Source organism: Pseudomonas sp. NBRC 111119 (assembly GCF_001320125.1).
GTDB classification, from domain to species: domain Bacteria; phylum Pseudomonadota; class Gammaproteobacteria; order Pseudomonadales; family Pseudomonadaceae; genus Aquipseudomonas; species Aquipseudomonas parafulva.
Map to the genome: position 1 here is coordinate 21,465 of NZ_BCAV01000044.1, position 13,616 is coordinate 35,080.

Here is a 13,616-nt window from a genome sequence, read left to right on the forward strand (position 1 = left end):
AATAGGGCTCCGTCAGGCCTTTTCCACGTTCACCAGAAACGCTTTGTATTCCGGGGTATTGGTGTTCGATTCGCCCACCCCCGGGGTCAGGGTATTGGCCAGAAAGCCCTTGCGGGTGGCGCCCTCGAAGCCCCAGTGGCAGGGCACGCCGATGGTGTCGACCGCCTGGCCGTCGATCTGCAGGCGGCGAATGCGCTTGGTCACCACGGCCTTGGCCTTGATGTAGCCCCGCTGGGTACTGACCCGCACCAGGTCGCCCTGCACGATGCCTTTGTCCTTGGCCAGCAGCTCGCCGATCTCGACGAACTGCTCAGGCTGGACGATGGCATTGAGCCGGGAATGCTTGGTCCAGTGGCGGAACAGCTCGGTGATGGAGTAGGTGGTGGCCACGTAAGGGAACGCCTCCCGGCTGCCCATGCGTGCCCGGTCACTGTCATACAGCCGCGCGGTGGGGCTTTTGCTGACGGTGGGGTGCAGCGGGTTACTGGCCAGCGGGCTTTCGGTGGGCTCGTAGTGCTCAGGGAACGGGCCATCGTTCATCGCGCCTACCGAAAACAGCCGCCCGACCCCTTCGGGCAACATGATGAAAGGGTGGGTGGCGGTGCCGGGTGGCACGGTTACCGGGAAGTCCGGCACGTCGATGCCGCTCCAGCGGCTGCCATCCCAGCCGATGACCTTGCGCTTGGCGTCCCACGGCTTGCCCTGTGGGTCGGCCGAGGCACGGTTGTACAGAATGCGGCGGTTCTGTGGCCAGGCCCAGGCCCAGCCCGGTGTGCAGCCCAGCCCGCTGTCGGCGTTGTCCCGCCGGGCCATCTGGTTGCCGGCTTCGGTCCAGCAGCCAGCGAACACCCAGTTGAAACAGGCGGTGCTGCCGTCGTCGCGCAACTGGCCGAAATTGTCCAGCAACTGGCCCTTGCGCAGTACCAGGTTGCCCTGCTCGTCGTGCAGGTCAGCCAGGGCATAGCCGTTGGACTCCTTGGCCACCTCTTCCGGTGCCGGGTCGTACGGGTCTTTGTAGTCCCAGGCCATGTTCAGCACCTGCTCAGGGCAGGCGCCGCCTTCTTCCTGGTACAGCTCGCGCAGCTTCATGAACAGGTGGCCAAGGATCTTGCCGTCATGCCAGGCCTCGCCGGGCGGCGCAGCACCGGCCCAGTGCCACTGCAACCAGCGCCCGGAATTGACGATAGAGCCGTTTTCCTCGGCAAAGCAGCTGGAGGGCAGGCGGAACACTTCGGTCTGGATCTGTGCGGGGTCCACGTCATTGGACTCGCCATGGTTCTGCCAGAAGCTGGAGGTCTCGGTGGCCAGCGGGTCGATGATGACCAGGAACTTGAGCTTGGCCAGTGCCTCGGCTGCCTTGTTCTTGTCCGGGAATGCGGCGATGGGGTTGAAGCCCTGGGCGATATAGCCGTTGACCTTACCGTCGTGCATGCGGTTGGCGAAGTTGAGCACGTCGTAGCTGTCGTCCCACTTGGGCAACCAGTCGAAACCCCAGTCGTTTTCGCGGGTGGCTTTTTCGCCGTACAGGCTCTTCATCAGGCTGATGAAGAACTTGGGCGTGTGCTGGTAGTAGTTCACCTGGTCGGGCAGCTGGGCCTTGGGCGTGGTTTGCTGCAAATAGGTGTGCAGGTCGGCCTGGCTGTCCGACGGCAGGTTCATGTAGCCCGGCAGACGCTGGGACAGCAGCCCCAGGTCGGTATAGCCCTGGATGTTGGAGTGGCCGCGCAGGGCGTTGACGCCACCACCGGCCATGCCGATATTGCCCAGCAGCAGCTGGAGCATGCCGGAGCCGCGAATCATCTGCGCCCCGGTGGTGTGGTGGGTCCAACCCAGGGCGTAAAGGAAGGTAGCAGTGCGATCTGGCACGCTGGTGCTGGCCAGGATGTCGCAGATCTCCAGGAAGTCGTCCTGCGGTGTGCCGCACAGCTGGCTGACCAGCTCCGGGGTGTAGCGGCTGACGTGCTGTTTGAGCAGGTTGAACACGCACCGGGGGTGGCTCAGGGTCATGTCCTGGCGGGCATGGCCGTTGTCATCCAGCTCGTAGGCCCAAGAGCTGCGGTCGTAGCGCCGTGCCTTGGCGTCGTAGCCGCTGAACAACCCGTCGTCGAAGTGGTAGTCGTTGCGCACAATGAGCGAGGCATTGGTGTAGGCGCGTACGTATTCATGCTGGATACGGTCGTGGGTCAACAGGTAGTTGACCATGCCCATCAGGAAGGTGATGTCTGAGCCCGCACGGACCGGTGCGTAGATATCGGCCACTGAAGCGCTGCGGTTGAAGCGCGGGTCGACCACGATGACTTTGGCGCCATTGCGGATCTTGGCCTCGATCACCCACTTGAAGCCCACAGGGTGCGCTTCAGCCGGGTTACCGCCCATGATCAGCACGACGTTGGCGTTCTTGATGTCCACCCAGTTGTTGGTCATCGCGCCGCGGCCGAAGGTGGGCGCAAGCGCGGCTACCGTGGGGGCATGGCACACCCTGGCCTGGCTGTCGGTGCCCAGGATGCCCAGCGCACGGGTAAAGCGTTGGTCCAGGGCGCCGGTTTCGCTGGAGGCGGCAGAGGAGCACAGCATGCCGGTCGACAGCCAGCGGTTGACGGTGACGCCGTCGGCGTTGCGGGCGATGAAGTTGGCATCCCGGTCATCTTTCATCAGCCGGGCGATGCGGTCGATCGCGTAGTTCCAGCTCACCCGTTCCCATTTGTCGGAGCCGGCTGCGCGGTATTCGGGGTGCAGCAGGCGCTGTTCGCTGTGAATGTAGTCGACCAGGCCTGCGCCCTTCGGGCACAGCGAACCACGGCTGACGGGGTGGTCGGGGTCGCCTTCGATGTGGAAGATGCGCGCCTTGGCATTCTTTGCGCCGTCACCCAGGCTATACATCAGGATGCCGCAGCCCACTGAACAATAGGTGCAGTTGTTACGGGTCTCCTTGGCACGCAACAACTTGTACTGCCGGGACTGGCTGGCATTGGCCACGGTGGCACCAAAGCCCAAAGAAGCAGCTGAAACAGCGGCGGCACCGGTGGTGCAAAGTTTAAAAAACTGCCGTCTGCCAAGATCCATTAACGTTCCTCCAACAGGCGTGTGGCTGCGCGGTGTGGCAGGCCCGGCCTGGGTTACATAAGGCCCCGGTTCAATGCAGGCAGCCGGGTGCCCGCCGGCCATTTGCATGGCTGGCGCAATCAATAGGTATGCCCGTTGCAAGAAGGCGGCAGGTGGCCTGCCTGACCAATGAGAGGGTGCTGTTTCGTACGACGAAAGCGCAGCCGGTTATTCGAAAATTATAAGGACTGAATCACGGTCGTGCCGGGGCGTTTGCTAACGTGGCGGGGCAGAGTTTAATGGGTTGGCGGTGGGTGGGCTAATTGGCCGGCTCGATCAATTGATAGAGCGTTTCGATGAAGTAACTGATACGGTTAAATAATAAGATACTGTATTGATCTGAATCAATAAACCCCTCGCGTGACCGCCCGGCAATTAAAAACAATACGACTAAAGTGCAACGCCCGGCGGGCTGAAGTTTCAGGCGCCGCCGGGCTGAGCAGCTATTGCAGCGTGCCTGGTTTGAGGGCGGGCGGTAGTTGTTTGATGGCGTCTTCCAGCAGTGCGATGGGCGCTTCCAGGGCCTGTGCTTCGCTGTGCCTGTTTTGCGAAATGAGCCGGTCGCGCTCAGTGCGCAGGTTCAGCAAGTTTTTCTGCAGTTTCAGGGCTGACGCGTCGTATGTGTCCATAAATTTCTCACGTAGGTAGCTTCCGTGCCGATGTAGGAAAGACGGACGGTATCAGCTCGAATTTGTAGGAGAAACTGATGTTTCATACAGCGACTGGGTTTGATCGCGAAAGGTCCTACATGGCCGGGTAACTATTCCTACAAATTGGGAAATCCACCGCCCGTAACTTGCTGCAAGCTGCAGGTTGCGCAGCCTCTGCTACGATCGATGTTTTCCCGGCCAAGGAGAGGCCTATGCACTATGTTGTGATCGAGAGCCACCGCAGTGAGTACCCGCGCCCTATTCGGTTCGCCAAGGGCACCTTGCTGGAAGTAGGCCCGCGTTACGAAGGTGAGCCGGGCTGGCAGGACTGGTACCTGTGCAGCTGCACCGGTCAGGAACCTGGCTGGGTGCCCGCGCAACTGATCGAGCGGTTGAGTGTTGGTCAGGGCAGGGCGCTTGACCATTATTCTGCCCATGAACTGGACGCTGAACCTGGGCAACTGGTGCAGATGCTGCGCCCCTTGAATGGTTGGCTATGGTGCCGCCGCCATGGCAATGGCGAGCTGGGATGGCTACCCGCTCAGAAGCTCAGGCAGCTTACCTGACGCGAGGCGCAGAGGGCTGCGCAGGGATGATCCTGTCATTGCATGGCCAATCTGATCTGCTTTTTTTCTACAAACCTGCATCTGTAACCGTATCAGCTGAAGCGCGAAAATAGCTGCATCCCGTATCGTCATGTAGAGGTTCCAATGGGCAAGCTCGCGCTGTTCCTCGGTGGTTTTCTGGTCCTGACCATCCTTATCGGTTTGCTGGGTACCATCCCGCCAAGCTGATTGTTGGTCCTCAGCCCTCCGGCCTGCCTTCTTCCCTCTGGCAGGCCCGCCTCTCCAGACACTGCAGACCAGCGGTAGGCAGCTGTCATTCTCAAGTACCAAGGCGTCGTGTAGTCTCCTGCCGCCGTTCATTCGGGCGGGTACTTATGCCTTGGAGTCCAGTCGTTGATAGAAAGCAAAAAGGGCGCTTCAGCGATGCTGGAGTGGCGTGCCCGTTTCCTGGCCAAGGGGGCGCTCGACGAGCCGCGTTACCACACGGCGTTACACGATGCGCAGGCGTTGGAGCGGGCGGGGCTGATCAGCACGCGGGAATGGATCGAGCTGGTCAAGCTAGCGAACGCCGCGTTGCTGGCTGTGGGATAAGTCATTCTCCACGCTCAGAAATCTGTCCACAAAAAACGTGGGTAGGTCTGTGGATAACGTGCTGAAAGCCAAGCCCACGGCGGCCTCTGTTAGATTGAGCAGAATTTGAGCAACTGCAGGGGGTGTTTTTTGGGGCGAGCACGTTGGGGCTCAGGCGGGGCAATCAGGCAGTAAAGCAGTGGGCCATGCCGCAACCCACTCAGATAACCCGGCGCATCGGTTCAGCCTGTTCTACACGGTTGCGGCCCTGTGCCTTTGCCCGGTATAGCGCCTTGTCGGCGCTTGCCAGCAGTGCGTCCAGCGCTGGGGTTGGCAGGCCGGCGTCGCAACCTGCAATACCAATGCTGACAGTAATCTGCACACGCTTGTCGGCCTGCTGCACATTCAGGTCCTGCACGGCCCGGCGAAGCCGCTCGGCGGTGAATTGGGCCCGGTCGGGGGCAAGGCCTGGCAGGATGACGACGAATTCCTCGCCGCCCATGCGCGCCAGCAGTTCATCGCTGTGCAACTGGTCCCGCAGGGTGTCGGCAAACTGGCGCAGTACCAGGTCCCCTACGGCGTGGCCATGGGCATCATTGATCGACTTGAAGTGGTCGATGTCGAGCATCATCAGGGTCATGGGCAGCAACTGGGCGTGCTGCTGCCGGCTGTCGAGCAGCGCGTTCGCGCGCCGTGTGAAGGCGCTGCGGGTCAAAGTACCGGTGAGGTGGTCGACGGTGGCCTGATGCGCCAGGCGCGCCATCAGGCTGCGATTGGCCTGAGTGACGCAGGCAACCACCAGCGGGCCCAGCACTAGCATGGCGATGCCAAGGCGCGCTGACATCAGTGCCGTGACGCCTGATTCACTCTGCGGCACGCTGAAGTGCATGAGGTTTTGTGCCACTGCCACGATCAGCGTACTGCCGGCTGTGAGCGTGAGCAACGAAACCATGAACGGCGAGTAGGTCCAGGCACACCACAGCAATGCCGCGATGGGAAAGGCGATGGCGCCGGGCCCGCCGAATGCGATGCTGAATGCGAGCGACACCAGCATCACCAGCAGGGGTGACAAGCGTATGGCCTGCCCGCCGCTGCGGATCAGCGCCTGTGCTGATGGGGCGGTGAGCAGCACCGGCAGCACCAGCACGCTGGTAGAAAACTGTTCACTGAACCAGGCCAGCCAGGTGGCACGCACCGACTGTTCGAACCAGGGGGCCGCCATGGCTGCGGCCATGCTGGCGGCCACCATCGCACCGCCCGCACAGGCGCCAAATACGCACAGCACCCCGTGTGGGGTACGCAGGCGGCGGTGCAGGCGTGGCAAGCGCGACAGCAACTGCCAAAGGGTGGCTACCACCCCCATGTTGCACAGGTTGAACCACAGTGCCGGAGCCCACTCACTGCCGCATAGCAGGTCCGCAGCGACCATGCCCAGCCATATCAGCAGCAAGGCGGGCAATGTGGCGTGGTGCGGGTAGCGCAGCAGTACTCCGGCCAGTACCGCATTCACGGGCCAGAACAGCGAAAGGGATTCGATCGGACGTGCCAGGATGCCGCCAAGGGTCAGGGCAAAGGTCAGGCAGAGCAGAGCGACATATGAAAGCAGGCGCGATTGGGCTGGAAAAACCATTGGTTCGACCGACAAGCGGAAACGAAATCCAGGACAACGGCTGAAGGCACCTGGGGCAATGCTGATCAGTGTGTTTCGTCCTGCTAGTTGATGTCAATCTGCCCTAAGTCATGGCTTTTTGCTAGTGGCTGTGCTGTGTGGCCTCAAAGCCCGTAGAACCAGGGCACCATGATCACTGCCACCAGCATCACCAGTAACGTGAACGGCACCCCGACTTTGACGAAGTCCGCGAAGCGGTATTGGCCGGGCCCCAGTACCAAGGTGTTTACCGGCGAGGAGACAGGTGTCATGAAGGCGGCCGAAGCGGCCAGCGCCACGGTCATGGCAAACGGGTAGGGCGACATGCCCAGCTGCGTGGCGGTGGTAATCGCCACCGGGGCCATCAACACCGCAGTCGCAGTGTTGGAGATGAACAGCCCGATCACGGCGGTGACCGCAAACAGGCACGCCAGGATGGCACTGGGGCCGGCCCCGCCAAGCAGGCTGACCAAGCCACTGACCGCCAGGTCGATCCCCCCGGTTTTTTGCAGCGCCTGGGCAAAAGGCAGCATGCCCACGATCAGTATCAGGCTTTGCCAGTGAATGGATCGGTAGGCGCTGTTCATGTCGATGCAGCGGCCTGCGCCCATCAACAGGCAGCCGATGAGTGCGGCCAGCACATTGGGCACAGCACCGCTGACCATCAGCCCAACCATCACCGCCAGGCTCAGCAGCGCTTGTGGCGCGCGCCGGCGGGCCGGAGCCACCAGGTCGATTTCAGTGGGCAGGCTCAGCACCAGAAAGTCCCTGGGTTTGCTCTGCAACTGGCGCACTGCCTTCCATGGGCCCACCACCAGCAAGGTGTCGCCCAGGCGCAGCTTCTCCTCCACCAGTTGCGCTTCGATGGCGGCCTGCTCGCGGCGCAGGCCCACGACGTTGAGGTCATAGCGCGAACGGAAAGCCAGTTCGAGGATGCTCTTGCCAATCAGCTGCGAGCCGGGAGGCAGCGATACCTCGGCCATGCCCACTTCCTGGGATTGATCTATGAAGTAGGCAGCCTTGAAGTGCAGGGGCTCCAGCTGCATGGTCTGGCACAGGCTGCGCAGGTCGTCGCGTTTGGCGAACAGGTCCAGCAGCAGTACATCGCCTTGGTGCAGCACTGTGCCGGAGTCGGGCGCGATCACGCGGGTGGTGAATTTGTGCTGGCGCTCGATACCGATGACGTTGGCGCCGTGGTCCGTGCGCAACTTCAACTCGCCCAAGGTGTGGCCGATCAAGGGCGAGTGCGGGCGAATGCGCAGCCGGCGCTCGCGGCCATTGAGCTTGTAGTCCAGCACCAGGTCCAGCAGGGTGCGGCGGGTCTCCACGCGCCCGTCCTTGCGCACTTCCCCGCTCAGCCAGTGGCGGGTCAGCAGCATGTAGCCCACGCCCAGCACCAGTATCACCAGGCCGAAGGGGGTGAAGCTGAAAAAGCTGAAGCCCTGCTCGCCGTGGCGCACCAGCTCACTGTGCACCACCACGTTGGGCGGCGTGGCCACCAGGCTCAGCATGCCGCTGATGAGGCCGGCGAAGCTCAGTGGCATCATCAGGCGGCTGGGTGATAGTTGCAGGCGCGCCGCGATGCTGAGCACCACCGGGATGAAAATGGCCACCACCCCGGTTGAGCTCATCACCGAACCCAGGCCCGCCACTGCCACCATCAGCAGCACCAGCAGCCGTGCTTCGCTGTTGCCGGCCCGTTCGCTCATCCACTCGCCGATGCGGTACGCGATACCCGTGCGCACCAGGCCTTCGCCTATCACGAACAACGCTGCGATCAGCACCACGTTAGGGTCGCTGAAGCCTGCAAGGGCCTGCTCGACGGTGAGGATGCCGGAAAGCGGCAATGCGAGAATGACCAACAGCGCCACCACGTCCATGCGCGGGCGGTTGATGACAAAGAGGATGACCACGATGGCCAGCAGACCGAGGACCCAAAACAGCTCTAGGTTCATTAGGAGGGGTGTTCCTTCACACAGGGCACGTTAAGCATTGATAGCTACCAGTGTGCCAGCAAGTGATGAAGGGCGTGTTGATGTGCTGCAGGTTTTGCCTGCCCGGGGCCGCATTCCGGCCCCAGGCCGAGGGTGTCAGTGGCGGTGGCGGCGGTGTTTTTTGCCGCCATTGTCGCCCATGTTGTTACCCACAGCGCCGCCAGCCGCGCCGCCCAGGCCTGCACCGATCGTTGAGCCGGTGCTGCCACCCAACGCGCCGCCGACAAGGGAGCCGCCTGCTGAGCCCAGGCCACCGCCTACAGCTGCTTTGGTACGGTTGCGCTTGGGAGCGCCGACCGCGCTGCCAGCGGCACCGCCCACGCCAGCACCAATGGCGGCACCGGTACGGCCCCCGAGTTGCTGGCCAACGACATTGCCCAAGGCGCCCCCAAGTCCACCGCCAATGGCTGCATTACCGTCACCGGCGAACGCGCTTTGGCAGAGCAGCAGGCCAAGGGCAAGGGAAGGCAGGGTCAGGCGCATGATGGAAACCTCGAATCAGTCAGGTGGCCGAATCCACGTTAACCACTGGGACTTCAAAACGTGCATTTGGTTTCCTGAGGTGTGCCAATCTGGAAGTGTGCATGACGGGCGGTGCTGGCAAGCGGCCTTTCTGTCTCAACCAGTCATGGCCGAGTGCCTTGAAGGGCTCTAAACTGCACATCAAGCCGCAATGAAGACGGCTGCCTGCCACCTGGTGAATCACGATGATCGCCCATACCCCTACGCTGTTCGCCGCCGTTGCATTGGTCGCAACCATTCTGGCTTTCTGCCTGTTGCTGGTCGGGCGCAGCAGCCCCCGCGACAACCTGCTGCTCACAGGTTGCGGGCTGCTGGTGCATGCATTGGCCTATGTTTGCTACACCGTTTATGCAGTGGCACCGTTGTGGCTGAGTTACGGGGTGGGCAACAGCCTGCTGTCGCTGGCGCTGGCGTTCTACACGGCCAGCTTGTTCAGGGTGCGCGAACAGGTGGTGCCGTGGCGCACCATCTTCGTTATCCCGGTGTGCATGCTGGTAGGCCTGATGCTGTTGCTGCACACCGTGGAGCCGCGGATGTTGCTGGCGACACTGGTGCTGATGGTGCAGTGCGCGATGATTCTGTACTGGGCGCGGCGCCATGCCGAGCGGCCCGGGCGTGCTCACCTGCTGCTGCAGATCGGGGCACTCATCAGCCTGGTGGGCCTGGGCATGCGCGTGGTGGCGGTGGCCACGGGCACGGCGGCGGACATGCGTTATGACACCAGCAACCTGAAACAAAGCGTCTCGGTGGCCATCGGCACCGTTACCGTGATGATGTACTCAATCGGCTTGGTGTTGATGGCCAAGGAGCGCAGCGAGTCGCGCTTGCAGCACCTGGCCTTGCGCGACGTGCTGACCGGCACCTTCAACCGGCGCGCCATTCTGGAACGCTTTGCGGTTGAGCTGGACCGGGCCCGTGCAAATGCCACCCACCTGGCGGTGGCAATGATCGACATCGACCACTTCAAGCGCATCAATGACCTGTACGGGCATCTGGCCGGGGATGAGGTGCTATGCCACTGCGTGCGTCAGTTGCAGCAGCGCCTGCGTGAAGGGGACAGCCTTGGCAGGTATGGCGGTGAAGAGTTTTTGCTGCTGCTGCCGGGTACCGACCATGCCGGGGCCATTGGGGCCGTGAACGGCTTGCGCGAGGCGATTGCGCAAAGCCCTGCCTGGTTTGCAGGTGACCGGATCGAGCTGCGCTTCAGTGTGGGCCTGTGGTGCGGCAAACCGGGGCGTGAAGACAGCACTGCAAGCTTGCTCGCACAAGCCGATGCGGCGCTCTACCGGGCCAAGGCTGCCGGGCGCAATACCGTGCACCTGGCAGCAGTTGCTGATCTGGGGTGATCAACGGACGGGGCGGATAGCCAGGATTACGCCATTGGTGGTTTGCACCAGTACGTAATGGTCTTGCATCTTCACCCAGTGGCTTTCTTTTTCAGGCGCCGGCAGCCCTTTGGCTTTCCAGTCCTTAACCGAGGCATCCTCACGCTTGAATTGATCGGGAACCTTGTCACCCTCTTTCAATTCCCGGTTACGGGTGGAGGAGTTCTGGACACTTTCGTCTGTCGAGGTGGCCGCGTTGGCGGCCATTGGCAAGCAGGGCAGGGCGGCGAGCAGCAGGTAGTGCAGTTTCATGGCGATTTCCTTGTTGCGTCATGTTCCCCGTCAGACAGCGCAACGTGCGCCACAATTCACTCGCGATGCTGGCAGTGCTAGAGTCGCGTTCTTTTTCAAGACTTCGAGGACTGAACATGCGTGCGATTTTGCCCGTGGCCGTAGCGTTGGTGCTGGTCGGTTGTGCTTCGGCGACCATGGAGGCAGCCCGCAAAGGTGAGCCCACCGCCAAGCTCACCTCGCAAAAGGCAGCGGACCGGGTTGCCCAGTGCATCCAGTTCGGCTGGCAGGAGGAGCGCGTGTTCGGTCAGGATGCCAGCGGCTACCTGGAGCCCCGCCCACAGGGTGGTTTTACCGTGTACACCCGTGAGGCCGAGACGTTCGTCGACGTTTATCCGCAGGCAGGTGGGGTGCAGGTGGACTACTACGCACAGAAAAACGACGGGGTTTCCCTGCAGCACCGCGCGGCGGCCGCCACCTGCCTTTGACGGGCGCCGTGGTTCCAGGCTCGGGCAGCGCTGACGCGATCAGGCCAGATAACCGCCGTCGACGTTCAGCGCTGTACCTGTGGTGTAGCTGGATGCGTCACTGGCCAGGTACAGCACGGCCCCTGCCATCTCCTTGGGGTCGGCCACACGCTTGAGGGGAATTTGCTGCAGCGCAGCCTTGAGTATTGCCTCGTTCTTGACCAGTGCAGACGCGAACTTGGTGTCGGTCAAGCCCGGCAGCAAGGCGTTGCAGCGTATGCCGAATTGTGCGCATTCCTTGGCGAATACCTTGGTCATGTTGATGACGGCAGCTTTTGTCACCGAGTAAATGCCTTGATACAGCCCCGGTGAAACGCCGTTGATCGACGCCACATTGATGATGCTGCCAGCGCCGTGCTCGCGCATCAGCTTGCCCGCCTCAACCGACATGAAGAAGTAACCCCGGATGTTCACGTCGACCGTTTTCTGGAACGCCCCAGGGTCGGTGTCCAGGACGTTGCAGAACTGGGGGTTGGTGGCTGCGTTATTGACCAGAATGTCCAGCCGCCCAAACTGCTGCCGGATGGCTGCGAACGCCTGGCTGATCTGCTCCATTTCGCCAATGTGGCAGGGGATGGCGGTGGCCTGGCCGCCCGCTGCCACGATGGCATCGGCGACCTGCTGGCAGCCTTCCTGTTTACGGCTGGAAACAATCACGTGGGCGCCTTGCTGGGCAAGCAGGTGCGCAATCGCCTCGCCGATGCCGCGGCTGGCGCCGGAAACGAAGGCGATCTTGCCCGTGAGGTCGAACAGCTGAGTCTGCGACATGGTGCGTTCCTTGGTATGGGCCTTGGTGTAGGAAGGGCGGCTCAAAGGCTGGATTTTGCGATCACCTGAAGGGCCATCTGCTCCAACAGCCGGTTCATGTGGATGAACTGGGCAAAGCGCTTGTCCTGGGTTTGCCCGTGGAAATAGCGGTAGTAGATTTGCTGCACAATGCCCGCCAGGCGGAACAGCCCGTAGCAATAGTAATAATCGAAATTGTCCAGCGGGATGCCGGCCCGCTGTGCGTAATACTCCACGAACTGGCGACGGCTGAGCATGCCAGGTGCATGGCTTGGCTGGCGGCGCATCAGTTGCACCGGGGCTGGGTCAGCCGCCTCGATCCAGTAGGCCAGGCTGTTGCCCAGGTCCATCAGCGGGTCGCCCAAGGTGGCCATCTCCCAGTCAAGCACCCCGATGATCTGCATGGGGTTGTCGGCGTCGAGGATCACGTTGTCGAAGCGGTAGTCGTTATGCACGATGGCCGGCTGCGGGTGGTCGGCAGGCATCTTGTCATGCAGCCAGGCCGTTACCTGCTGCCAGCGGGGCGCATCGGGGGTCAGGGCTTTTTCGTACCGACTGGTCCAGCCGGCGATCTGCCGCCGTACATAACCTTCAGGCTTGCCCAGGTCGGCAAGGCCGCAGGCGTCAAAGTCGACTTGGTGCAGTTCGACCAGCCGGTCGATGAAATTGTGGCACAGGGCCTGGGTGCGGGCAGCGTCCAGGTTCAGTTCTGCAGGGATGTCGGAGCGCAGGATAATGCCCTTGACCCGTTCCATCACATAGAACTCGCTGCCTATCAGGCCGGTATCGGTGCAGTGGGCATAGGCCTTGGGGCAGTAGGGGAAGCCGCTGTTCAGCTGGTTGAGGATGCGAAACTCACGGCCCATGTCATGCGCCGACTTGGCCTTTTGCCCGAAGGGCGGGCGACGCAGGACGAGATCACGGTCCGGGTAGCTGATCAGGTAGGTAAGGTTGGACGCGCCCCCTGGGAACTGGCTGACCTTTGGCATGCCGCCCAGGCCCTGGATGTGTGCCTTGAGGTACTGATCGATGATGGCGGCATCGAGCTCTTCCCCTGGGCGGACCTGCGCTGACTGATCGGTGAGCGTCATGGGGTTTCCTTATTCTCGCTCGCAAGGACTATTTTGCAATCTAATGGCAATCAGCTAGTGGAACAAGCGTGCCACTGGCTCATTGGTGGGGGTGTTGCCGGTGAATCAACGGGGTTGATGCGTGGCGCTTTTTGGGCGAAAAAAAACCGAAGCCAGGCTGGCTTCGGTTTCTGCGCTGTTGCGGCCCTGATATCAGGACGGGAACAGTTCGCTCAGCTTCATCGACAGCATCATGTCGCCCTCAACGCGCAGTTTGCCGCCCATAAACGCCTGCATGCCGTCGGTTTCACCGCTGACGATACCTTTGAGGGTTTCGCTGTCCATTACCAGGGTGCAATTGGCGTCCGGGTTTTCGCCCTCCTGCAACGCGCAAGTGCCATCCTTGACGATCAAGGCGTAGTGCTTGTCTTCGTCGGTGATATTGAAGCCGAACACCAGGTCCAGGCCGGCGGCAGCGGATGGGTTGAACTTCTCTTGCATCTTTTTAACGGCATCAGCTACGGAGGTCATGGTGCATTCCTTATAGAGTGGTTTTCACGTCCCC

General features: G+C 61.8%; 13 protein-coding genes. 4 read left to right on the plus strand and 9 right to left on the minus strand.

The window, feature by feature from the left end; genetic code table 11:
* Positions 1-12: 12 nt before the first annotated feature.
* Both fdnG and APH25_RS16525 read right to left on the minus strand, forming a co-directional pair.
* Positions 13-3,063: a formate dehydrogenase-N subunit alpha gene (fdnG, locus tag APH25_RS16520; RefSeq protein ID WP_082428349.1), complete on the minus strand. Its 3,051-nt coding sequence runs from the start codon at positions 3,061-3,063 to the stop codon at positions 13-15.
* Between the two features lie 482 nt (positions 3,064-3,545).
* Entirely contained in the window at positions 3,546-3,731 is a 186-nt protein-coding gene (locus tag APH25_RS16525) for a hypothetical protein (RefSeq protein WP_060482664.1), read from the minus strand.
* A 233-nt stretch (positions 3,732-3,964) separates the two neighbouring features.
* Between APH25_RS16525 and APH25_RS16530 the strand changes: the two genes are divergently transcribed.
* Positions 3,965-4,318 (plus strand): SH3 domain-containing protein, encoded by a 354-nt coding sequence (locus tag APH25_RS16530; protein ID WP_028633571.1) that lies wholly within the window; start codon positions 3,965-3,967, stop codon positions 4,316-4,318.
* Between the two features lie 396 nt (positions 4,319-4,714).
* Positions 4,715-4,909, plus strand: coding sequence for a hypothetical protein (locus APH25_RS16535; RefSeq protein WP_060482738.1), 195 nt, complete (start codon positions 4,715-4,717; stop codon positions 4,907-4,909).
* Positions 4,910-5,108: 199 nt separating this feature from the next.
* Here APH25_RS16535 and APH25_RS16540 read toward each other — a convergent pair whose 3' ends face one another.
* The 3 genes from APH25_RS16540 to APH25_RS16550 all read right to left on the minus strand — a co-directional run bounded on the left by APH25_RS16540 (position 5,109) and on the right by APH25_RS16550 (position 9,013).
* A complete protein-coding gene (locus APH25_RS16540) occupies positions 5,109-6,533 on the minus strand; it encodes a GGDEF domain-containing protein (RefSeq protein WP_060482665.1) in 1,425 nt (474 codons plus the stop codon).
* Positions 6,534-6,661: 128 nt separating this feature from the next.
* Entirely contained in the window at positions 6,662-8,491 is a 1,830-nt protein-coding gene (locus APH25_RS16545; RefSeq protein ID WP_060482666.1) for an SLC13 family permease, read from the minus strand.
* Positions 8,492-8,626: 135 nt separating this feature from the next.
* Positions 8,627-9,013: a glycine zipper domain-containing protein gene (locus APH25_RS16550; protein WP_060482667.1), complete on the minus strand. Its 387-nt coding sequence runs from the start codon at positions 9,011-9,013 to the stop codon at positions 8,627-8,629.
* A gap of 224 nt (positions 9,014-9,237) precedes the next feature.
* Between APH25_RS16550 and APH25_RS16555 the strand changes: the two genes are divergently transcribed.
* The gene (locus tag APH25_RS16555; protein WP_060482668.1) at positions 9,238-10,398 is read left to right on the plus strand and encodes a GGDEF domain-containing protein; all 1,161 of its coding nucleotides are present in this window, start codon (positions 9,238-9,240) and stop codon (positions 10,396-10,398) included.
* On the opposite strand, the gene APH25_RS16560 is transcribed toward APH25_RS16555, so the two are convergent.
* Positions 10,399-10,689 carry an RcnB family protein gene (locus tag APH25_RS16560; RefSeq protein ID WP_060482669.1) on the minus strand — a complete coding sequence of 97 codons (291 nt, stop codon included), beginning with the start codon at positions 10,687-10,689 and terminating at the stop codon, positions 10,399-10,401.
* Between the two features lie 116 nt (positions 10,690-10,805).
* On the opposite strand from APH25_RS16560, the gene APH25_RS16565 reads away from it, so the two are divergent.
* A complete protein-coding gene (locus tag APH25_RS16565; RefSeq protein ID WP_028633564.1) occupies positions 10,806-11,156 on the plus strand; it encodes a hypothetical protein in 351 nt (116 codons plus the stop codon).
* A 39-nt stretch (positions 11,157-11,195) separates the two neighbouring features.
* Here the strand turns inward: APH25_RS16565 and APH25_RS16570 are convergent, their stop codons facing one another.
* The 3 genes from APH25_RS16570 to APH25_RS16580 all read right to left on the minus strand — a co-directional run bounded on the left by APH25_RS16570 (position 11,196) and on the right by APH25_RS16580 (position 13,582).
* A complete protein-coding gene (locus tag APH25_RS16570) occupies positions 11,196-11,963 on the minus strand; it encodes an SDR family oxidoreductase (RefSeq protein ID WP_060482670.1) in 768 nt (255 codons plus the stop codon).
* Between the two features lie 41 nt (positions 11,964-12,004).
* Entirely contained in the window at positions 12,005-13,072 is a 1,068-nt protein-coding gene (locus tag APH25_RS16575; RefSeq protein WP_060482671.1) for a phosphotransferase family protein, read from the minus strand.
* Between the two features lie 192 nt (positions 13,073-13,264).
* The gene (locus tag APH25_RS16580; protein WP_028633561.1) at positions 13,265-13,582 is read right to left on the minus strand and encodes an SCP2 sterol-binding domain-containing protein; all 318 of its coding nucleotides are present in this window, start codon (positions 13,580-13,582) and stop codon (positions 13,265-13,267) included.
* Positions 13,583-13,616: the final 34 nt, after the last annotated feature.